Below are 20,430 nucleotides of genomic sequence, written 5' to 3' on the forward strand. Positions count from 1 at the left end.
GGTGAAACGGACCCCTCAGGAGCCCACATGGTCATCTTCGGCTGGCGAACGACGATCCAGCAGCTGCGGATGCTGCAGCTGGTGTGCGGGCACTGCCACCACCAGTCCGCGCACAACCTGTTCCGGCGCTACACCAAGCCGACCATCTTCTTCATCCCGCTGTTCACCATCAGCAGCAGGTACGGGCTGCAGTGCACGTTCTGCGGTGTCTCCTACGACATCAGCAAGATCCACGCCCGTCAGCTCGTCTGACGGCACGCCTCACAACCGGGCGCGTCGTCGTCGGTGGTGACGCGCCCGCACTCCGGGCAGATCAGCTCGAGAAGGCAGGCCGGTTCAGCCTCAGGGACACGAGCGACGTCCAGATCCAGCCGGCCGTCGCCACCGCGTAGAGCAGCACGGTCCCACCGGGGTTGCCGAGGAACGCCATCGGCACCATCAGGAGCACGCCCGTCAGGCCGCTCACCACCGCCAGCCATCCTCCGAGCCTACGCGCGAACACGAAGCACGCGCCGATCCAGCCGATCATGGCGATGCCGAACGCCGCCGCGTGCAACGCGCCGTGCCACGACATCGAGGCGGGCGGCCCGTCCGGTGCGCCCGCCGGGAAGCCGAGGCCTGGATCGGCGACGAACACCCCGCCGAGGATCATCCCCACCCCCATCAGACCGATCAGCCGAGCACCCCACTTGGTGTGCCTGGCCATGCCGGTCGCGGCGATGACGAACAGCGCGCCGCTCACGACGAAGTTCGCGATCTGGATCCAGCCCAGCGACCCCAGGCTGAGCATGCTGAACGGGTGCCGCGACAGGTCGAAGCCCTCGCGGGTGAAGGCCTGGGCGTACCCGACGACGAGGTAGAGCGGGCCGGCGACGACACCACAAGCGATGCGGGACATGACTTCCTCCAAAGGTTTCGGTGCCGAGAACGGAACCACCGACAATTTTTCTTGTCAAGACTAGAGCTACTGTCTTGACGAAGAGAATTGTCGGCGGCAAGATGGGACCATCCACGCACCACGAAGGGGAGGGCCGATGGGCCACGCGTTCGAAAGCACCGACGACATCGAGGTGCCGGCGTCCGTCGACGACGTCTGGACGGCCATCGCGACCGGGCCTGGCATCGACTCGTGGTTCATGGGCCGCAACGAGGTGGCGAACGGCCAGGTCAAGATGGCCTTCGGCGGGTACCAGCCGACGAGCGAGATCACCGCGTCGGAGCCGTTGCGCCACTTCGCCTACAACAGCGGCGAGGCGCCGGACGGCCGGTTCATCGCCTACGAGTTCCTCATCGAGGGCCGCGAGCACAGCAGCACCGTGCTGCGGATGGTGACGAGCGGCTTCCTGCCCGGCGACGACTGGGCGGACGAGTTCGAGGCGATGACGCTGGGCGGCGCGCTGTTCCGGAGCACGCTGGCCGAGTACCTGACCCACTTCGCCGGCCGCACGGCCCGCCCGCTCACGGTCTTCGGCCCGATGGTCTCGGACTGGGACGAGGCCTGGAAGAAGCTCGACGCGGCGCTGACCGAGAAGCTCCCGGACGCCGTCGAGTACCACCGCAACGCCCACACGCTCGGCCTGCGCACCGACAAGGGCATCTACCGGTTCATGCGCGGGTTCTTCGGCCCGTTCATCGCCGCACACCACGTCTTCGAGGGCGACGAGTCCGTGCAGGACTGGCAGGTCTTCCTCGACACCACCTTGGGAGACCGGAAATGACGCGCTTCACGACCTCCGCCGACGGCACCGAGATCGCACACTCGATCACCGGTTCCGGGCCCGCGCTGATCCTCGTGGACGGCGCGATGTGTCACCGGATGTTCGGTCCGTCCACCGAGCTGGCGTCCGTGCTGGACAAGGACTTCACCGTCTACACCTACGACCGGCGCGGCCGCGGCGAGACCGGTGACGGCACGACGCCGTGGTCGGAGGAACGCGAGATCGAGGACCTCGAAGCGCTGATCAAGGAAGCCGGCGGGTCGGCGTTCGTGTTCGGCGTTTCCTCGGGTGCGGTGCTCGCGCTCGACGCCGCCACGAAGCTGACGTCCATCACCCGGCTGGCGATCTACGAGCTGCCGATGGTCGTGGACGACACGTACACCCCGCGTCCCGCCGACATCGTCGAGCAGATGGACGGCATGCTCGCTCGCGACGACCGTTCCGGCATGATCTCGAAGTTCATGAAGATGGTCGGTGTGCCCGGCTTCGGCCTCGCGATCATGAAGCTGACCCCGGTGTGGAAGAAGCTGAAGCTGGTCGCCCACACGCTGCCGTGGGACCTGCGCATCCTCGGCGACGACGGCCGCGGCCGGCCGTTGCGGGCGGACCGCTGGAAGATCAAGGTGCCGACGCTCGTCATGAACGGCGGCAAGAGCCCCGAATACCTCCGCAACACGATGAAGAACGTCGCGGAGGTGCTCGGAGACGTGGAGTACCAGGAGCTTCCCGGTCAGACGCACATGCTCAAGTCCTCGGCCGCCGCACCGGTGCTGGTGGAGTTCTTCTCGCGGGCCCAGCGCACCGCGGGCCCCATCGCGTAACCGGCCACGACGAACAGCCCGCCGACCAGCAGCCAGCCGATCGAGCCCCAGCCGAGCACGACGGTGGTGAGCAGCGCGGGGCCGACCATCCGGGCCACGGCCGTTCCGGTCGCGAAGAAGCCCTGGTATTGGCCCTGCCGGTCGGCGGGCGCGAGGGTGAAGCTGATCTCCCACGCTCCGGAGGCGAGCATCATCTCGCCGAGCACCTGCAGCGCGGCGGCCGCGATCAACAGCGCCGCCGCGGACCAGGCCCCGAAGCTGAACGCCGTCACCGCGAAGACCGCGCAGGACGCGAGCATGATCAGCCCGGCGTGCCGGACGAGCGTCGACGCCTCGGTCAAACCGTTGGCACGGCGTGCGATCCGGACCTGGAACAGCACGACGGCCCCGGTGTTGAGCACCAGCAGAGCGGCGGCGAGCCAGGTCGGCGCCTCGGTCCGCTGCACGATCCACAGCGGGATGATCAGGCTCAGCAACGGCATGTAGAGCAGCATCACGGCGTTGATGAGCGTGATCAGCGCGTACGGGCGATCCTTCAGCACGTCGAACTTGCCCTTGGCGCGGGTCATCACGGTCTCCGGCAGCGTGCTGAGGATCGCCGCGGCGGCGAGGAAGCTGAGCGCGTCGAGCACGAACACAGCCGTGTAGGCGGCTTCGGTGCCGAGGTGCAGGGCGAACCCGCCCATCGCCGCGCCGATCGCGATGCCCGCGTTGGCCGTGGACTGGATCCGGGCGCGGGCTCGGGTGCGTTCCTCCGGCGTGGTGAGGCCCGCGAGAAGGGCCTGCCGGGACGCCTGCAGTCCGCTCTGGAAGCTCGCATACAGGCACATGACCAGCACGAACGCCGGGAAGCTGCGGGTGAAGAGCAGGATCGAGATGCTCAGCGCCGTCGCTGCCGCGAGCACGACCGCGGTGGTGCGCGGGCCCAGCCGGTCGGCGAGATGTCCCAACGCCACACCGGCGACGGCTCCGACGCCCCAGGCGAGGGTCAGGGCGAGCCCGACCCGTGCCGCGCTCAGGCCGACGATCTGGGTGAAGTACAGCGCCGACACCACGAGAAACCCGCCGTCACCGATAGAGTTCGTCAGTTGTGCGTACGCGAGTCGCCTGGTCATGACTTAGACCGTAGGACGCCGATTGGCCCTAGTCGTGGGACAAGGCGGCGTTGCTTCCTTGGGCCAATTCCGCGCCGGCCGTGCTGATCCGCCGACGACGCGACGGGGCCAGCACCGTCGGGTGCGAGATGCTCCACGCCGCGCTCTTGCAGATGAGCTCCTTGACGCGCACGGCCACCTTGCCGGTGAGGACGGACGGCTTGGGCTGGTCGTCGGGAGTCACCCACTGCACCATGGCGTCGTTGCGGCCGAGGCTGATGCACTGTCCGGTGTAACCGATCTTGTTCTCCGGGATCGCGCGGCCGGTCAGACGCGCGGCGATGGCGTCGGCCGCCAGGTGTGCCGTCGGAACGCCTGAGGCGCACGACATCCGCAACAGCGAACCGCTCCCGCCGACGGCGAACGCGGCGTCACCGACGGCGTACACGTCCGGGTGCGAGACGGACCGCATCGTCTCGTCCACGACGATCTGCCCCGTCGGTGAGACCTCCAGGGTCGTGGCGGCGGCGATGGGGTGAACGGCGAAGCCGGCGGTCCACACCGTCACGTCAGCCGGGATCTCCCGACCGTCGACCCCCTCGTGCACGGTGATCCCGAGCCGGTCGAACGCCTTGCGCAGGTAGCCGTGGGCCTTGTCGCTCAGCCACGATCCGAACTCACCTCGGGTGGCGAGCGAGACGTCGAGGTCCGGCCGCGCCTCAGCGATCTCGGTGGCGGCCTCGATGCCGGTGAGACCGCCACCGACGACGAGCACGGCGGCACCCGCGCCGAGTTCCGCGAGCCGAGCCCGCAGGCGCAGCGCGGACTGCTTGCCCGCGATGTCGTAGGCGTGCTCGGGAACGCCGTGGGCAGCGCTGCCGAGCGCGTAGACGAGGGTGTCGTAGGCGATGTCGCCGCCGTCGGTGTCCACGATCTTGCGTTCGGCGTCGACGGCGTTGACCCGCGCGATGCGCACCTGCACGCCCGTCTTCGCGAAGACGTCGGTCAGCTTGCGCACCTTCAGGTCCTGACCGGCCGCCAGCTGGTGCATGCGCACGCGCTCGACGAACTCGGCGTCGGCGTTGACGAGAACGATCTCGGTGTCGGCGGGGTGCAGCCGCTTGGCGAGGCGTCCGGCCGCGTTGGCTCCGGCGTATCCGGCTCCGAGAACGACGATGCGGTGCGTCATGGTTTCACTCCTGTCCGGTGGGTTGTCGCTCCCTGAACCGGGCAGCGGCGCGAAACCTGACAGGAGTGGGATGTGACCTGCGTCACCAGCTTTCGATGACGGGCTCCCCGTGTGCGGCCGTGGCCCACTGACGCGTGGCGCGGTCGAGCTTGGCGGGGTTGGCCAGGGTGTGGACGGCCGCGATGCCGTCGGTGGTCACCTCGAGGGTGACGACGACGGCGACCCGGCCCGCGGCCACCACCACCAGCGCGGGAACGCCGTTGACGACCTCGGCGAACAACGACGGACTGCCGCCGATCATGTCCCGCTTGGCGTCGTCCGGCGTGAGCAGGGTGCGCAGGAACCTCGCCACCCTGAGCGCACCGGTGACCGGCCGCGGCAGGCTGATGAACACGCCACCGGCGTCGCCCGCGCTGACCACGTCGTCGGAGAGCATCTTCACGAGCGAGTCGGTGTTGCCGCTGAGCGCCGCGGCGAGGAACTCCTCGACGATCCGGCGCGCACCGGCCGCGTCGATCTCCACGCGGGTCCGGCCGGTGGCCAGGTGCTGCTTGGCACGCCGGTAGATCTGCTGGCAGTTCGCCTCGGTGAGGTCGAGCATCTCGGCGATCTCGCTGTGCGCGTAGCCGAACGCCTCGCGCAGCACGTACACGACCCGTTCGTTGGCCGTGAGCCGTTCCATCAGGGTGAGCATCGCGATGGAGACCGATTCGCGCTGCTCGACGGTCTCGGACGGGCCCAGCATCCGGTCACCGGCGAAGACCGGCTCGGGCAGCCACTGGCCCACGTAGGTCTCGCGCCTGGCCTTCGCCGAGGTGAGCCGGTTGAGGCAGAGGTTGGTGAGCACCTTCGTCAGCCACGCCTCTGGCGTCTCGATGTTCTCGTGGTCAGCCGCCTGCCAGCGCAGGTACGTGTCCTGCACCGCGTCCTCGGCGTCGCTGGCCGAACTCAGCAGGCGATACGCGATCGCCTCCATCCGCGGCCTGAACTTCTCGAACACCTCAAGCTCACGCGTCCCCACCAGCATGGTTCGCAGTCAATCACGGATGCATGCGCGCGCCCTTGAAGATTTTGTCGACGGCGTTCTTCTGGCCGTGCACGGCGATCCCGACCAGGTCGAGGTCCTGGGTGTGCACTTTGCGGACGGCGGCGCGGTTGTCCTCGTCGTTGCCGGTCGCGAACAGGTCCGCGGTGAAGACGGTCATGGCCTGGTTGCGGTTGAGAGCGCGCTCGTGGGCCTTCATGACCAGGTCCTTGTCACCCTGGAGGACCACCACGGGCTGTCCGAACATCGGCAGGTAGGTCACGTCGTCGGCGTCGATGTAGGGCTCGCCTCGAAGCTCCTCGGGCAGCCCGCTGACGAGGAAGGCGGTGACGTTCAGCGCCTGCCAGCCGGCCAGGTCGTCCCGCAGCAACACAGCGATCTTGGTGTCGAACATGGACCCACGATCGCGGGTGTGCCGGTTTCGCGTCTTGTACGTTCTTGACATGAGCATCGCGGCGTGGAAGCCCGCCGTGGAAGGCATCAGGGAGGTCTTCCACGCGCGGTTCACCACGCACGTCTACCCCGCGCACACGCACGACGCGTGGACGTTGATGCTGCTAGACACGGGTGCCGTGCGGTACGAACTGGACCGTCACGAGCACGGCGCTCTCGTGGACGGCGTCACGTTGTTGCCGCCGCACGTGCCACACGACGGCAGGTCCGCGTACCCGACCGGCTTCCACAAGCGCGTGCTGTACCTGGACGACTCGGTGTTGCCGCAAGAGCTGATTGGCAAGGCCGTCGACACGCCCATGCTCGTCGATCCGCTGCTGCGGCAACGGGTGCACCAGCTGCACCTGGCGCTGGAGGACCCGTTCGAAGCGTCGAGCCGGCTGGCGTTGATCACAGACCGCCTCACGCACCACTTCGCGGGCACGTCACCGGTCGTGCACGCGGATCCGACGCTCGCCGACCGGTTGCGGCAGCTGCTCGACGCCTCCCTGCCCGCCGGGATCACGCTCGCCGAGGCCGCCGCCGAGCTGCAGACCAGCCCGACGCACCTGGTGCGGGCGTTCAGCCGGCGGTTCGGGTTGCCGCCGCACCGCTACCTGACCGGCCGCCGGGTCGATCTTGCTCGTGGGTACCTCGTGGACGGGCTGGCGGCGGCCGAGGTGGCGGTGCTGGCCGGGTTCCACGACCAGTCGCATCTCACGCGCCATTTTCGCCGTGTCCTGGGTACGAGTCCCGGCCGCTTCGTACGCTGACACCGTGCACGTCGGCATTCTCGGCCCAGTTGAGGCGCACTCCCCGGACGGCAGGATCTCGGTGGGTGGCCCGCGGCCGCGCACCCTGTTGGCGTTGCTGGCCATCAGGGTGGGCGACATCGTCCCGCTCGACCGGTTGATCGACGAGCTCTACGGCTCCGAGCCGCCGTCCGACGCCGCGAACGCCCTGCAGGGCCAGGTCTCGCGACTGCGCCGGGCGCTCGGCGACGCCGCGCTGATCGAGTTCTACCCGGCCGGCTATCGGCTGGCCCTGCCGGCGGAGCGGGTCGACGCGCACCGGTTCGCCGCGCTCGCGGCGGACGGTCAGCGGGCGTTGGAACAAGGTGATCCACAGGCAGCGGAATCCCTGTTGTCCGAAGCACTTCAGTTGTGGCGCGGTCCGGCGCTCGCCGACGTCCACGCCGCGGACCACGCGACCCGGCTCGAACAGCAGCGGGCGACCGCGACGAGTTCCCTGATGGCCGCGCGGATCCGGCTCGGCAAGGCCGACGTGCAGGAGATCGCGGACCTGGTCCGGCAGCACCCGTTGGACGAACGCCTGCGCGGCTACCTGATGCAGGCGCTCAACCAGCAGGGTCGCCAGGCCGAGGCGTTGCAGGCGTTCGAGGACGCCAAGGCGATGCTGGCCGACGAGCTCGGCACCGATCCCTCGGAGGAACTGCGTGCCGTCCACCTGCAGATCCTGCGCGGGCAGACCCACCGCGAACTTCCCTCGCAGCTGACCAGTTTCGTTGGCAGGCAAGAAGAACTGCGGCGGATCGCCGCGCTGACCTCGCGGCTCGTCACGCTGACCGGTCCCGGCGGCGCGGGAAAGACCAGGCTGGCTCTGCAAAGCGCCGGTCCGGACGCGATCTTCGTGGACCTGGCCCCGGTCAAGGACGTCGCGGCGGCGACGCTGCACGCGTTGGGGCTCAAGGAAACCGTGCTGGCGCCGGAAGATCGGCTCGCGCTCGCCCTGCGCGAGCGCGACACGTTGCTGATCCTGGACAACTGCGAGCACGTGATCGTTCAGGCCGCTCACCTGGCGCAGCGGTTGCTCACCACGTGCCCGTCGTTGCGGATCCTGGCCACGAGCCGGGAAGCGCTGGGCATCACCGGCGAGACGCTGTGTCCGGTTCCGCCGTTGAACCCGGAGCAGAGCGTGGCGTTGTTCGTCGACCGCGCCCGCCTGGTGAACCCCGGTTTCGTGCAGGACCGGCACACCGTCGACATCTGCCGCGAACTCGACGGCCTCCCGCTCGCGATCGAGCTCGCCGCGGCCCGCACCCGGACGTTGACCACACAGGACATCTCGGACCGGTTGAACGATCGTTTCCGGCTGCTCACCAAGGGAAACCGCGCCGCCGCACCGCGCCACCAGACCCTGCGGGCCGTCGTGGAGTGGAGCTGGGACCTGCTCGACTCCGACGAACGCGACCTGGCGGCGGCATTGGCCACGTTCAGCGGCGGGGCGACGCTGGACGCCGTCGAACAGGTCTGCGGGCACGACGTCGAAGTGCTGGAAGCGTTGGTGGACAAGTCTTTGGTGGAGGCCGGCGATGGCCGCTACCGCATGCTGGAGACCATTCGCGAGTTCTGCTCGCAGCACAAACGGGTCGACGCCGAGCACACCGCGTACTTCCACGCACTGGCTCGTCGCGCGGATCCCGAGCTGCGCCGGCGAGACCAGGTGGAGTGGTTCACCAGACTGACCGCCGAACACGCGAACCTGTTGCAGGCCGTCGAGTGGGCCACCGAACACGACCCGGACCTGGCGCTGCAGTTCGTCAGCGATCTCTCGTGGTACTGGTACGTGAAGGGCAGCCGCACGGAAGTCCAAGGCGTGGCCCAGAAACTCCTCACGCTCGTCGAGGAGGAGACGACCGAGCGGTACGCGATCCTGCTCGCACTGGCCGCTCCGGAACGCGTGCCGGCCGTGCTCACGCAGCTGCGCGGCCCGATCGAACAACCCTTCGTGCTGATCGCGTGGGCGATGCTCACCGGCCCGCCCGACCCCGCCGCGCCGCGCACCGACCTGCAGGACGAGGTCGAGCGCAGCGACGACCCGTGGGTCCAGGGCCTGATCGGCTTCAGCAACTCCTACCTCACCTGGGCCCGGCACGGTGACCGCGCGCAGGCGATCGAGCAGTCCCGCGCGGCGCTGCGGCAGTTCCAGGACCTGGGCGAACGCTGGGGCGCGGCCCAGGTCCTGGACGTGCTGGCCAACCTCACCGAGGATCCGCGCGAGGCCCTCGCGCTCACCGACGAGGCACTCCGGGCGGTCGGTGAACTGGGCGCCAAGGAGGAACTCGCGGAACTGCGCGGGCGGCGCGCGGACCGGTTGCTCGACATCGACCAGGACGCGGCCGAACGCGACTACCTCCAGGCGTTGGAGATGGCCACGCAGGCCGGTCTGGCCGCCACCCGAGCGCTGGCGAACGCCGGTCTGGCCAAGATCGCCCAGCGCCGCGGAGAACCGGCGCGCGCCGAAGCGTTGTTGCGAGAAGCCCAGCAAGAACTGGGGTTCGGCTGGATGCACGCGGCGGCCAAGCAGCACGTGGAAGAGGTCCTCAACGAACTGGGGCCCGCCTCAAAGCCGCCCCCGTTCGAGTGAAGCAACACCACGTCGATCACCCACCGCAACCCCGCCCGCCCTGCCGACGGTGACGCGGGGCCCTTTCGTCCGTTCCTGTAGTACGCGGGGTCCCCGCGTGCCGAAAAATGGGGCTGGTGGGGTTGGTGTGAGTGAATGAGCGCCGCTAAGACATAGGGCCTAGGCGTAGTTGGGGAGCTTGATCGCGGTCGCCGCGCGGAGATCCATCCGGGCGATCTTCGGCATCTTCGGCAGCAGGCCGAACATCCGGTCCCTGAGCCACATCCCGAGTTTGGTCGCGGGGGCGAGGAACAGTCCGGCGTTGCCCTGGCTGCCGCGCGCGTACGGTCCGATCAGGGCTTCGTACCGCGCGAAAGCGTCTCCGCCCGCGGCCATCTCCCCGGCCAGCACGTACGCCGAGACGACCGAGAGCCCGGTTCCCATGCCACCCAGCGTGGATCCGTACCCGGCGTCGCCGATCAGCGTGACCCGGCCCGAGCTGACCGTCGGCATCCGAACCCGGCTGACCGAGTCGAAGTACACGCCGGGGGCGATCACCTCGTACGGCATGAGGTCGGGCGGGATCGAGGACTTGTACATCAGCCACCCCGGCGCGGTCACCAGTCCGGGAGAACACGTCATGTCGTAGTCGTCGCCCTCCGCGTCCCAGATCGCGAAGTAGTAGCCCTGGAACTTCGGGCGGTACTCCGGGAAGACCAGGCGCCGCACGCCGGACCGCATCCCGTCGGCCCCGATGACGAAGTCGAACCTCCGGGACGGCCCGCGCGCGAACGTCACGTCCACCCCCGCACCGTCGTCGTGCAGCGACGTGATCCAGTCGCCGAACACGTACTCGGCGTCGTCCGCGCTCAGCTCGTACAACAGGCGCGACAGATCGCCGCGGAGGATCTCCACCTCCCCGGCGATGAACGAGGCGGGCAGCCGTGACCGTTCGCGGCCGCCGACGCCCCGGAACACCATGTCGCGCGGCGAGGTCCGCGCGGCCAGCACAGCGTCGAGCACGCCCATCCGCCGCAGCACGGAGAAGTGCACCTCGCCGCGGAAGTCCACGGCCTGACCGCCGCTGCGCAGCGACGACGCGCGTTCCACGACCGTGACCGAGAAGCCGAAGCGTGACAACCAGTGAGCGAGCGCGGGTCCGGCGATGCCCGCTCCCGAGATCAGTACGTCCATGACCGGGAAGGGAACGCCGGACCGCTGACCAAACGCTTACTGGTCGCTGATGACCTTCAGCATCTGCGAGATCTGGCCCTGCCGGATGGTGGTCACGCGCTCGGCGTAGGCGATGGCCTCCGGGTTCGAGCCGTCCTTCTTCTCCGCGAGGGCCATCTCGACCGCGGCACCCTGGTGCCCGGCCATCAGGTTGAGGAAGGCGAGATCGAACTCGGCCCCGCTCTTGTCCTTGGTGTCACTGATGACCTTGTCGTCGAGCAACGGCTGGCCGCCGTGCGCGGCGTGCAGGTCCTTGCCGCCGTCCTCGGGCTTGCCCCAGAGCTTCAGCCACGACTTCAGCATCGAGAGTTCCTCGCGCTGGGTCGCGTCGATGGCGCCCGCGAGGTCCTTCGCCTCCTTCTTGGTGGCCTTCGCCAACGCCACCTGCGAGAGGCTGACGCCGAGTTGCAGGTGGTCCACCATCATCTGCGCGAACACGACGTCCGCGTCGTTGAACCTCGCGCTGGCGGCCGGAACGGGTGGTGCGGCGGAGGACGCGCCGTGACCGTGGGCTCCCTGGCCCTCCGGCACGATCGCCTCTCCGCCGCACCCCGCCAGCGCCAGGACCGCGAGTGCGATCACCAGGCGCTTCATCGGATCAGATCCGCTCCCACAACGCGGCCGCGTTCGGCGGCTCCCAGCCGGTCAGTGACGTGTGCGCCTGGCGGCAGCGGTAGGACGCGCCGCCGTAGGTCACCGTCGCACCGGTCGCGTACGGCGTGTTCGGCGCCCACGAGCCACCGACCGGCGGTTGGGTCGTGGTGGTCGTGGTGGTCGGCGGAGGAGTAGCCGTCGTGGTGGTGGGAGGAGGCGTGCCGCCACCGATGTTGATGTCGATGCACGAGTAGAACGCGTTCACCGTGTCACCGATGTTCCACACGGCGCGAAGCTTCTGGCGACCGGTGAACCCTCCCAGGTTGATCGTGTGGGAAGTCGGGTTGTTCGGCTGCTGGTTGTTGCCGGCAACGAAGCCGACGCGCGTGCCGCCGATGAAGTACTCGTAGTCGCGCGTGGCGTGCCGGGCGGTGAAGGTCCAGGTCACCGTCATGGTGCTGCCGACATTGGTGACCTTCCAGCCCTTGTTGTCGTCGTTGAGCACCTCGAAGTCCTGGCGGGTACCACCGCTGCAGGTCGTTTGGCCCTTGGGACCTTCCGCGCTCTGCGGTTCGTAACGGGGACCGGTGGGGCCGCAGTCGACGACGCCCGCCGCACATTGCGCGGCACGGCTGGCCGGCGAGGACACGTAACCGTGTGCGCCGGCCGTACCGGTCGGCGTGATGAACACGATTGCAGGGACTGCGGCCAGGACCAGCGCCGCTTTTCGGGTGAGTTTCATCGTCCGAACTCCTTGGATCGTTCCCAGGCGGGGTGAACCCCGGTGCAGGGGGCGGGAACCGGGAGCGGCAGGATCGCTCGCCGATCAAGTTTCGGTGTGGTCTAGACCATAAACCCGGCTTCGGAAAGTGGTCAACCAGACCAATCGGGTCACTGGTACTGGGTGCAAACCGCCACCTCGCTGGGTAGCCCCGGTCATGCGTGATTTCAGCGAGCCCGCCAGGGCGACCGGACCAGGTGTCGTGGCCGACGGACCGGCCGGGGCCACCACCTTGCTCGTGATCGATCCAGCCGGAGAGGCCCTGCACGACGAGATTCCCGCGACCTGGCGCACGTTGACGGACAGGCTGCGCATCGTGTGGCTGCGAGTACCGGCCGCGCCGGAGTGGAAGTCCACTGTGGACGCGGTGCTGACCAAGCACCGCGACGACCCCCGGACCGTGCTCGACGTGGTCACCAGCGGCCCGATGGCGGCCGAGGTCGTCGATCTCGTCCGCGGCCACGAGGACCTGGTGCGCTCGGTCCTGCTCGTCGACCCCGAGGTGGCCGTCGACGCGCCGTTCGCCCAGGTGGTGGCCCGCAGCCAGGAGGTCCCGGACGACCGGATCCCGGCACCGCTCCCGCTCGGCCACCCCTACGTGGTCTTCGGCGTGGCGGAAGCCCTCGACAAGCTGGGCTGTTCCGGAACCACTTAGGTTCCAGAAGTTTCGCTGAACCGGACACATCGGCCACCCGTATCCCTCTTCAGGGAACCGTGACGGGAGGCTTCATGCGAGCGCGTCTGCTCATCATCGTGCTGGGACTGCTGGCATTGACGGGCTGTTCATCGGTCGGAGGTGGTGGTAACCCCAGCGAACCGGCGGCCAACAAGGATGATGCGACGTTCTCGTTGCAGATGATCCCCCACCACCGCCAGACCATCGAGATCTCCAAGCTCGCGGCGGAGAAGTCCCAGGACCCGTTCGTCACCGACGTGGCCGGCAAGATCGCCACCGTCGAGGCCGGCGAGATCGAGCAGATGGCGACCTACCTCCGGTCGTGGAACATCCCGGTGCCCGGCGACGACGCCGCCGCGGCGCACAAGATGGCGGGCATGATGACCGCCAAGGACGTCGAGTCGCTCAAGGCGGCCACGGGCAAGCAGTTCGACGAACTGTTCCTCGCCGCACTGTCCCGGCACCTGCGCAGCGGTGTGGACATGGCCAAGAACGCGCAGGCCAAGGGCGTGCACGTCGGCTCGAAGGCGCTGGCCGGCAAGATCGTGGTGTCGCAGACCGAGGTCATCGACCAGATCGCCGCCAAGCGGAAGTCCTGACACCGCAGCAGGATCCCGCTTTCGCTCACACGCCCGCCGCTGAAAAGGCAGTGGGCGTGTCGACGTTCCCGCCCATACCCTCTCTGGATGTATCCACAGGTGGAGCCCTACGACCAGGGCATGCTCGACGTCGGCGACGGCCAGCTCGTCCACTGGGAGGTGAGCGGCAACCCCGACGGCAAGCCCGCGTGCGTCTTCCACGGCGGTCCAGGCTCCGGGCTGAACACCCGATGGCGTGAGGACTTCGACCCCGATCATTGGAAGCTCGTGCTGTGGAGCCAGCGCGGGTGCGGCAAGAGCACCCCGCCGGTCCGCGACCCGTCCACCAGCATGGAGCACAACACCACCCAGCACCTGATCGACGACGCGGAGAAGCTGCGAGAGCATCTCGGCATCGAGAAGTGGCTGCTCATCGGCGGTTCCTGGGGCTCCACCCTGATCCTCGCCTACGCCATCGCGCACCCGGACCGGGTCAGCGAGATCATCATCCCCGCCGTCACCGCGTCCCGCCCGGAAGAGTTCGAGTGGCTCACCCGCGGGCTGGGCCTGTTCTACCCGGACTACTTCGACGCGTTCCAGGAAGGCGTTCCCGAAGAGGATCGCGACGGCAACCTGGCCCTCGCCTACAACAAGCTGCTCAACTCACCGGACGCGGCAACTCGCGAGAAGGCCGCCTGGGACTGGAGCAAGTGGGACCTGTCGACGATCACCGGTGGCGACAACGAGTTCGAGGGAACCCGGTACGCGGACCCGGCCGTGCGCTACGAGCTGGCGCGAACGGTCACCCACTACTGGGGCAACGGGGCGTTCCTGAAGCCCAACTACATCTTCGACAACCTGGACAGGCTCAAGGGCATCCCCGGCGTGCTCATCCACGGCCGCAACGACTTCGGCGGGCCGCTGCGCACCGCGTGGGAGGTCGCGAAGAGGTGGCCCGACGCCGAACTGATCATTCTGAACGACGCCGGGCACGTCATCATGGAGGGCAACAGCATGGATCGCGCCATCGCCGCAGCGGTTGAAAAGTTCCGTTAGGGCGCAACAGGTCCGGGTCGGTGGTAGAGATCCTCACCGGCCCACCGGATCCGGTCCGAGAAGCCGAACCCCGGCGCCGCAACGAAGTTCGCCGCGTCGTCGATCGAACCCGAACCGTCGTACTTGGCGCGCAACGGATACGGGAACACAGGACGGGTGCGCACGACGTTGCCCGCCTCGTCGCGGCCCTCGGCGATCACGCGTGAAGGCGCCTGGCCGCCTTCCACCCATGAGACGAGCTCGCGGAACGGGTCGAAGTTGGTCAGCGTGTCACCGCCCTCGCAGTGCCACATCGACGGCACCACGAACAGCCGCGCCCAGTCCGGCGACTTGCCGCCGGTCAGGCGCTGCCAGTAGTCGAGCGTGCTCTCGAACGGAATGCCCTGATCACCGGCGCCGTGCCAGATGATCAGCTTGCCGCCGGACCGGCGGAACTCCCGCAGGTCGAGCGACAACGAGTTCGCCTTCACCGTCTCCGGGACCACTCGCCGGAACTCGCGGAGCGTGAACTCGAAGTCCGCGAGCGACGAATGCGGCTTTCCAATCGGGTAGACGAGGTTCTTCAGCGCGTTGTCGGCCAGCTCCGCGGCGACACCCCGGCCGAGGCCCGGAGACGGGTTCAGCCAGAACGTCCAGGAGATCTCCGAGCCGTAGGGCTGGCCGCCGGGGTAGAGCCGCACGCCGTGATCGGACGGTCCGGCGTAGAGCCGCCGAACCCGCGCGATCTCGTCGTCGGTCAGCTGACCCGCCAGCGCACCGGGATCGAACTTGCACAGCCGCGGGTCCTCGATCTGGCCGTCCACCAACCCGTCGAGGCCGTCGCACGCCGTCATCACCGCGCTGTGCAACAGGAGGATCTTGTCGTTCGGGATGGCGTTGCGCGCGATCCACGCCTGGTAGCCGATCAGCGCGGTGTAGTAGGCGGCCGGTGCCGCCGAGATGATCCCGTCGAAGTCGTGCGGGTAGCGCTGGGCCAGCAGCAGTGCTTCGCGGCCTCCGTTCGAGCAGCCGTTGAAGTACGACTGAGCGGGTGCCTTGCCGTAGAACGTCTTGATGATCGTCTTGGACACCTTCGACAACGCGTGTGGCGCGCGGTAGAAGTAGTCGTCGCGGGCCTTCTGGTTGTTCGCGGCCCAGGTCGCGTCGAACGGGTTCTCCGGCGATACCTGGTGCCCGTCGTCGGTCGCCGCGACCGCCGCGTCACCGAACGCCGGTCCACAGCCCTGCGGAAAGGCCGGATCGGTGATGAGTCCGCAGAATCCGCCACAGCCGTACTGGAGGTAGCGGCCCTTGAACGTGCGGGTCGGCAACTTCAGCTGGAATCCGATGTTCGGCTCGATCGTGCCGCGCACGTCGCAGAACTCCGTTGTCCCGGAGACGACCGCGGCCGTTGTGACGCGAGTGCGCGCGTCCGGAACGTCGAACGAGCGCACCAGATCGGCGCACGAACGCACCGGCCGAGTACCGGACCCGCTTGCGGCAGCAGGAGCAATCCCTGCTGCCACAAGCACAAACGAAACGCAAGCGATCAAAAGCTGGCGAAACATTGAGCGTCCTTCCCCCTGCAGTCGGACGTACCGGGGGAAGTCTTGCAGCTATCCGACGTGCACGCGTGGCCGTCGGGTCGGATCCTTCTCCGCCGAGCGGATGATTTCGCGTACGACCGGAGGAGTGTCCCCGCGGCCGAGAATCAGGTAGCGGAAGAGGTGCCCCAGCGGATTGCCTTCCGACCACTCGAAGTGCGCGTGCGGGATTACTCCGGTGGAGTCGCGCAATGCCAACAAGATCGCCGCGATCGCGTTCGGGGCTGCGGGCGCGGACGCACGCAGGATCCGGTGACCGTCGACCTCGACGCCCTGCAGGCACAGGACGTGGCTGAACGACGACGGGTCGACGATGTCGATCTCCAGGAAGATGACGTCCGCGCTGCCCGGCACCGGGTTGATGCCGCGCTGCTCGGTCTCCTTCTCGTCGTACTCCGCCTTGTCCCCGGCCTGGCGGCGGTTCGCGATCAACGTGATCCGGCCGTCGTTCTCGATCGTGTCGGTGATGAACTGGCGCGCCTTCTCGTCGAACTTGATCTTGTCGACGCGCAGCTCGGTCGTGCGGGAGATGCGCGACACCAACGAGATCACCACGATGCCGAGGATGAAGCCGAACGAGATCGTGATGCCGTCCGGCTTCTCGATCACGTTCTCCACCAACGCGTACAGCAGCACCAGGGTCAGCACGGTGAAACCGATCGTCGCGCCGCGTTGTTTCTTGCGCCACGCGGACACCGTGACCGCGAACGAGCCGGACACCATCATCGCCAGGATGCCGGTGGCGTACGCGCCGGCCTGCGCGTTGACGTCGGCCTTGAAGATGATCGTGATGATGATGCAGATGATCGTGTAGACGATCACGACCGGACGGACCGCGCGGCCCCATTCCGGTGCCATGCCGTAGGACGGCAGGTAACGCGGCACGATGTTGATCAGACCGGCCATCGCGGACGCGCCGGCGAACCACAGGATCAGGATGCTGCTGATGTCGTAGACCGTGCCGAACGCCTCGCCGAGCAGTTCGTGCGCGAGGTACGCCAGCGCACGTCCGTTCGCGGGGCCGCCCTCGGCGAACTTGTCCTGCGGCACCAGCACGGTGGTGATGAACGACGTCGCGATCAGGTACACCGACATGATCAACGCGGCGGTCGTGAGCAGCTTGCGGGTGTTGCGCACCCGGCTCTCCAGGCGCTCTTCCGGCGTCTTCCCGTCCGCGGAGACCAGCGGCATCATGCTGACACCGGTCTCGAAGCCGGACAAACCGAGCACGAGCAGCGGGAACGCCAGGATCGCCGGGCCGATCACGCCGAAGAACCCGTTGCCGTGCGCTCCCAGGGCGTCGATCCACCGCTGCAGCGCGTCCGGCGTCGCGAAGACGTCCACCAGACCGACTACGGCCACGACCGCATTGAGCGCGAGGAACACCGCGACCAACGGGATCGCGACGCCCACGGCCTCGCTGAAGCCCATCAGGAACACACCGCCGAGGATCAGCAGCAGCACGATGGTCAGCGCCATCTCGTGGCCGTGCAACGCCTCGGGGGCGTACGGGTTCTCCAGCGCGTGCACCGACGCGTCGGCCGCGGACAGGGTGATCGTGATGATCCACGAGGTCGCCACGAACCCGAGCAGGACCAGCACGAAGATCTTGCCGCGCCAGAACGGCAGCAGGTCCTCCAGCATCGCCACCGAGCCCTGGCCGTTCGGGCTCTCCTTCGCCACCCGCCGGTACATCGGCAGCATGCCGAGCAGGGTCAGAGCCACGATGAGCAACGTCGCCAGCGGCGACAGCGCGCCCGCGGCCAGCGCGGCGATGCCCGGCAGGTACGACAGCGTGGAGAAGTAGTCGACGCCGGTCAGCGTCATGACCTTCCACCACGCGTGCGGCTTGGCGTGCGACTCGTGACTCTCCGGCCCGGACGGCGCCACGCGGTCCGCGAGCAGCCACCTCCCGACGGGCCCACCCGGTGGCGCCGGACGTTCCGGACTCGGCACCTCTGCGGGGATGGCGTACTCCGTGCTCATGGCGCAGAGCATGCCATCACCGGATGATCAAGGCCGGAAGTCCGCCGGGAAGCCGGCCTCCTGAATGGACAAACCGGACGGACGCAACATTCCGATGGTGCCCTGACTGTGCAGATCGAGGAACATGTCCACCACGTCCGGATCGAACTGTTCGCCGCGGCCGGCCCAGAGTTCGCGCCTGGCGCGGTTTTCGTCCAGCGCTGTCTGATGTGGACGATTTGACCGCATCGCGGCCCAGGCGACGCACACGGACAAAATCCTTGCTTCCGCACGGATGTCCGCGCCGCGCAGCTTGTCCGGGTAGCCCTCGCCGTCGTAGCGCTCGTGCTGCTGCCTGATCACGTGCGCCACGCCCGCGAACCCCGGCACCATCCGCGCGAGCCGGTAGCCGAAGTCGGGGTGTTGCCGCAGCAACCGCCACTCCTCCTCGGACAGCGCACCGGGCTTGGTCAGCACCACCTCGGGAATGATGATCTTGCCGATGTCGTGCAGGCGTCCGGCGAGCTGCGCGACCCTGATCGTCGGCGCGTCGAGCCCGAACTCCCCCGCGGCGACGCCCGCCCAGCGCGACACCGACCGGCTGTGGTCGTAGCGGTGCAGCCACCCGTCCACCCGGTCGGCGACCTGGCAGAGGAACTCCGCCATCGCGCCGTCGGTGTCCGGGTCGACCGCGGGCAGCGGTTCGGGGCCGACCGCGATCCTGTTGCGCCCGGCCGCCTTCGCCGCGTACAGCGCGCGGTCCGCGATCACCACGATGTCGTCGGGGCCGTCGCCGTGCGTCGGGAAGCTCGCCGAGCCGACGGACACCGTGACGGACAACGGGATGTCGTCGTTGCCCGCGTTGACCGGGATCGGCTTCTCCGCCACCCGTTCACGCAGCCGGTTCGCGATCACCGACAACCGGCCGGGACCGGCGTCCGGCACGAGCAGCGCGAACTCCTCGCCGCCGTACCGGGCGAGCACCTCACCCGCGCGGGAGGCGGCGCGCAGCCGTGCCGCGACCTCGATCAGGACGTCGTCGCCCGCCGGGTGGCCGTAGTTGTCGTTGATCGACTTGAAGCGGTCGACATCGATGATGAACACCGCGACCGACCCGTCGCTGCGCCGTGCGCGCGAGATCTCCAACGGCAGCTGGGCTTCGAAGAACCTGCGCGTGTGCAGCCCGGTGAGGCTGTCGGTGATCGCGAGCTTGCGCTGGTCCGCGACGAGCCCCGCGAGCCGGGCGATGATCAGCAACGACAGCAGCGCACCACCCGCCGCGAGCACCAGGACGTCCTGCGCCGAGTCGCCGACGTCGTGGACCAGCATCAGGATCGGCGCGGCGAGCGCGGCCGACGACAGCGCGATGATCCGGCCACGGCTCAGGCCGACGTCCTTGACGTGCGCGCGGTCGACGAGCCGCGTCATCGTGGGGTGCAGCGCGGCGGCACCGATGCACAGGTTCGCCGACAACCAGATGGCGTCGAGGAAGTTTCCCGCGTGGTAGCTGCCGTCGAGGCGTTGCAGCACGTAGATCGTGTCCGCGGTGAGGATGCCCAGCAGGTTCGCCGTCAGCAGGACGAACGCGCGAGGACGCGGTCCGGCGCCGAAGATCAGCCGGAGGGCCACGACGAAGAGGGCGAGGTCCATCATCGGGTAGCCAAGCGACGCGATCTTCACCAGGACCGGTGACGTGAGCCGCGCCTGCGGGCCGATCACGAAGAGCCAGGACGCCATGCCCGCGACGACCGCGAGCACCGCGGCGTCGAGCAGGCTGGGCAGGTCGAGCCCGGGAGTGCGGCGGCGGATCAGCAGGATCACACCGGCGACCATCAACGGGTAATGCCCGAGGTAGAAGATGTCCGCGTACGAGGGATAAACGGTGTACTCGAAGATGTAGTGCGACGCGTAGAACGTGAGGTCGGCGACCGCGTAAACGACCTGGCTGAGTGCGAGGAACACCCACGGCCGCCTCCATTGGGGACGGTTGCGCTTGACACCCGCGAATGTGGCGATGGCGGCCGAGGCGCTGATCGTGCAGTAGAGCACCACACGCACCGTTTGTCCCGTTGTCCCCGCAGGGCTGACCGGAATCAGGTAGTAGACACCCAGCAGCAGGTGACCTGCCACCAGGTACATCCACCACGCTCCGGTCCGGCCGGCACGGAAGATGGTCACACGAGACCCCTCGTTCTACGACTTGGTCGAGCTTGACGATGATGCCCGACTTGGGATGTTCGCGGCACCGCCGTTACTCCAATGAGGTGACCCACTAATACGGACGCTACCGCAAATCACT

The 20,430-nt window shown here is 68.3% G+C and carries 19 protein-coding genes; 8 read left to right on the forward strand and 11 right to left on the reverse strand.

The window, feature by feature from the left end:
• Positions 1–27: 27 nt before the first annotated feature.
• Positions 28–252: a zinc-ribbon domain-containing protein gene (locus G7043_RS04260; RefSeq protein WP_166044041.1), complete on the forward strand. Its 225-nt coding sequence runs from the start codon at positions 28–30 to the stop codon at positions 250–252.
• Between the two features lie 61 nt (positions 253–313).
• On the opposite strand, the gene G7043_RS04265 is transcribed toward G7043_RS04260, so the two are convergent.
• Positions 314–898 carry a DUF998 domain-containing protein gene (locus G7043_RS04265; protein WP_166044043.1) on the reverse strand — a complete coding sequence of 195 codons (585 nt, stop codon included), beginning with the start codon at positions 896–898 and terminating at the stop codon, positions 314–316.
• Positions 899–1,034: 136 nt separating this feature from the next.
• Here G7043_RS04265 and G7043_RS04270 point away from each other — a divergent pair, with 136 nt between their 5' ends.
• Together G7043_RS04270 and G7043_RS04275 are read left to right on the forward strand one after the other, a co-directional pair.
• Positions 1,035–1,718, forward strand: a complete 684-nt coding sequence (locus tag G7043_RS04270) for an SRPBCC domain-containing protein (protein WP_166044045.1) — start codon at positions 1,035–1,037, stop codon at positions 1,716–1,718.
• Positions 1,715–2,539, forward strand: a complete 825-nt coding sequence (locus G7043_RS04275) for an alpha/beta fold hydrolase (protein WP_166044047.1) — start codon at positions 1,715–1,717, stop codon at positions 2,537–2,539. Before G7043_RS04270 ends, G7043_RS04275 begins: the two co-directional genes overlap by 4 nt.
• On the opposite strand, the gene G7043_RS04280 is transcribed toward G7043_RS04275, so the two are convergent.
• The 4 genes from G7043_RS04280 to G7043_RS04295 form a co-directional block, all read right to left on the reverse strand.
• Positions 2,449–3,654 (reverse strand): MFS transporter, encoded by a 1,206-nt coding sequence (locus G7043_RS04280; protein WP_166044049.1) that lies wholly within the window; start codon positions 3,652–3,654, stop codon positions 2,449–2,451. The genes G7043_RS04275 and G7043_RS04280 overlap by 91 nt on opposite strands.
• Before the next feature lie 28 nt (positions 3,655–3,682).
• On the reverse strand, positions 3,683–4,822 hold the full coding sequence (locus G7043_RS04285) for an NAD(P)/FAD-dependent oxidoreductase (protein WP_166044050.1): 1,140 nt from the start codon (positions 4,820–4,822) through the stop codon (positions 3,683–3,685).
• Between the two features lie 82 nt (positions 4,823–4,904).
• Positions 4,905–5,849, reverse strand: coding sequence for an RNA polymerase sigma factor SigJ (sigJ, locus tag G7043_RS04290; RefSeq protein ID WP_166044052.1), 945 nt, complete (start codon positions 5,847–5,849; stop codon positions 4,905–4,907).
• A 13-nt stretch (positions 5,850–5,862) separates the two neighbouring features.
• Positions 5,863–6,261, reverse strand: coding sequence for a DUF2000 domain-containing protein (locus G7043_RS04295; protein WP_242641833.1), 399 nt, complete (start codon positions 6,259–6,261; stop codon positions 5,863–5,865).
• 49 nt (positions 6,262–6,310) lie between these two features.
• Here G7043_RS04295 and G7043_RS04300 point away from each other — a divergent pair, with 49 nt between their 5' ends.
• Together G7043_RS04300 and G7043_RS04305 are read left to right on the forward strand one after the other, a co-directional pair.
• A complete protein-coding gene (locus tag G7043_RS04300; protein ID WP_166044054.1) occupies positions 6,311–7,072 on the forward strand; it encodes a helix-turn-helix transcriptional regulator in 762 nt (253 codons plus the stop codon).
• Between the two features lie 4 nt (positions 7,073–7,076).
• The gene (locus tag G7043_RS04305; protein WP_166044056.1) at positions 7,077–9,686 is read left to right on the forward strand and encodes a BTAD domain-containing putative transcriptional regulator; all 2,610 of its coding nucleotides are present in this window, start codon (positions 7,077–7,079) and stop codon (positions 9,684–9,686) included.
• Between the two features lie 159 nt (positions 9,687–9,845).
• Here G7043_RS04305 and G7043_RS04310 read toward each other — a convergent pair whose 3' ends face one another.
• Genes G7043_RS04310 through G7043_RS04320 form a run of 3 tightly spaced genes read right to left on the reverse strand, consistent with a single transcriptional unit; the run spans position 9,846 to position 12,234 of the window.
• A complete protein-coding gene (locus G7043_RS04310) occupies positions 9,846–10,859 on the reverse strand; it encodes an FAD-dependent monooxygenase (RefSeq protein ID WP_166044058.1) in 1,014 nt (337 codons plus the stop codon).
• Positions 10,860–10,895: 36 nt separating this feature from the next.
• Entirely contained in the window at positions 10,896–11,492 is a 597-nt protein-coding gene (locus G7043_RS04315) for a DUF305 domain-containing protein (RefSeq protein ID WP_166044060.1), read from the reverse strand.
• 4 nt (positions 11,493–11,496) lie between these two features.
• A complete protein-coding gene (locus G7043_RS04320) occupies positions 11,497–12,234 on the reverse strand; it encodes a lytic polysaccharide monooxygenase (RefSeq protein ID WP_166044062.1) in 738 nt (245 codons plus the stop codon).
• Between the two features lie 196 nt (positions 12,235–12,430).
• Between G7043_RS04320 and G7043_RS04325 the strand changes: the two genes are divergently transcribed.
• The 3 genes from G7043_RS04325 to pip all read left to right on the forward strand — a co-directional run bounded on the left by G7043_RS04325 (position 12,431) and on the right by pip (position 14,583).
• A complete protein-coding gene (locus tag G7043_RS04325; RefSeq protein ID WP_166044064.1) occupies positions 12,431–12,928 on the forward strand; it encodes a hypothetical protein in 498 nt (165 codons plus the stop codon).
• Between the two features lie 74 nt (positions 12,929–13,002).
• Positions 13,003–13,548, forward strand: a complete 546-nt coding sequence (locus G7043_RS04330; RefSeq protein ID WP_166044066.1) for a DUF305 domain-containing protein — start codon at positions 13,003–13,005, stop codon at positions 13,546–13,548.
• Positions 13,549–13,635: 87 nt separating this feature from the next.
• Entirely contained in the window at positions 13,636–14,583 is a 948-nt protein-coding gene (pip, locus tag G7043_RS04335; RefSeq protein ID WP_166044068.1) for a prolyl aminopeptidase, read from the forward strand.
• Here the strand turns inward: pip and G7043_RS04340 are convergent.
• The 3 genes from G7043_RS04340 to G7043_RS04350 all read right to left on the reverse strand — a co-directional run bounded on the left by G7043_RS04340 (position 14,580) and on the right by G7043_RS04350 (position 20,309).
• A complete protein-coding gene (locus tag G7043_RS04340; protein WP_313887690.1) occupies positions 14,580–16,037 on the reverse strand; it encodes a tannase/feruloyl esterase family alpha/beta hydrolase in 1,458 nt (485 codons plus the stop codon). The genes pip and G7043_RS04340 overlap by 4 nt on opposite strands.
• A gap of 141 nt (positions 16,038–16,178) precedes the next feature.
• Positions 16,179–18,152, reverse strand: coding sequence for an APC family permease (locus G7043_RS04345; RefSeq protein WP_166044070.1), 1,974 nt, complete (start codon positions 18,150–18,152; stop codon positions 16,179–16,181).
• 27 nt (positions 18,153–18,179) lie between these two features.
• Positions 18,180–20,309 (reverse strand): bifunctional diguanylate cyclase/phosphohydrolase, encoded by a 2,130-nt coding sequence (locus tag G7043_RS04350; RefSeq protein ID WP_313887691.1) that lies wholly within the window; start codon positions 20,307–20,309, stop codon positions 18,180–18,182.
• Positions 20,310–20,430: the final 121 nt, after the last annotated feature.

The organism is Lentzea alba (assembly GCF_011067745.1).
Lineage (GTDB): Bacteria > Actinomycetota > Actinomycetes > Mycobacteriales > Pseudonocardiaceae > Lentzea > Lentzea alba.

Coding starts and splice junctions, on each gene's coding strand:
- G7043_RS04260 (WP_166044041.1), top strand. CDS start 28: ATGGTCATCTTCGGCTGGCGAACGACGATCCAGCAGCTGCGGATGCTG.
- G7043_RS04265 (WP_166044043.1), bottom strand. CDS start 898: ATGTCCCGCATCGCTTGTGGTGTCGTCGCCGGCCCGCTCTACCTCGTC.
- G7043_RS04270 (WP_166044045.1), top strand. CDS start 1,035: ATGGGCCACGCGTTCGAAAGCACCGACGACATCGAGGTGCCGGCGTCC.
- G7043_RS04275 (WP_166044047.1), top strand. CDS start 1,715: ATGACGCGCTTCACGACCTCCGCCGACGGCACCGAGATCGCACACTCG.
- G7043_RS04280 (WP_166044049.1), bottom strand. CDS start 3,654: ATGACCAGGCGACTCGCGTACGCACAACTGACGAACTCTATCGGTGAC.
- G7043_RS04285 (WP_166044050.1), bottom strand. CDS start 4,822: ATGACGCACCGCATCGTCGTTCTCGGAGCCGGATACGCCGGAGCCAAC.
- sigJ (WP_166044052.1), bottom strand. CDS start 5,849: ATGCTGGTGGGGACGCGTGAGCTTGAGGTGTTCGAGAAGTTCAGGCCG.
- G7043_RS04295 (WP_242641833.1), bottom strand. CDS start 6,261: ATGTTCGACACCAAGATCGCTGTGTTGCTGCGGGACGACCTGGCCGGC.
- G7043_RS04300 (WP_166044054.1), top strand. CDS start 6,311: ATGAGCATCGCGGCGTGGAAGCCCGCCGTGGAAGGCATCAGGGAGGTC.
- G7043_RS04310 (WP_166044058.1), bottom strand. CDS start 10,859: ATGGACGTACTGATCTCGGGAGCGGGCATCGCCGGACCCGCGCTCGCT.
- G7043_RS04315 (WP_166044060.1), bottom strand. CDS start 11,492: ATGAAGCGCCTGGTGATCGCACTCGCGGTCCTGGCGCTGGCGGGGTGC.
- G7043_RS04320 (WP_166044062.1), bottom strand. CDS start 12,234: ATGAAACTCACCCGAAAAGCGGCGCTGGTCCTGGCCGCAGTCCCTGCA.
- G7043_RS04325 (WP_166044064.1), top strand. CDS start 12,431: ATGCGTGATTTCAGCGAGCCCGCCAGGGCGACCGGACCAGGTGTCGTG.
- G7043_RS04330 (WP_166044066.1), top strand. CDS start 13,003: ATGCGAGCGCGTCTGCTCATCATCGTGCTGGGACTGCTGGCATTGACG.
- pip (WP_166044068.1), top strand. CDS start 13,636: ATGTATCCACAGGTGGAGCCCTACGACCAGGGCATGCTCGACGTCGGC.
- G7043_RS04345 (WP_166044070.1), bottom strand. CDS start 18,152: ATGAGCACGGAGTACGCCATCCCCGCAGAGGTGCCGAGTCCGGAACGT.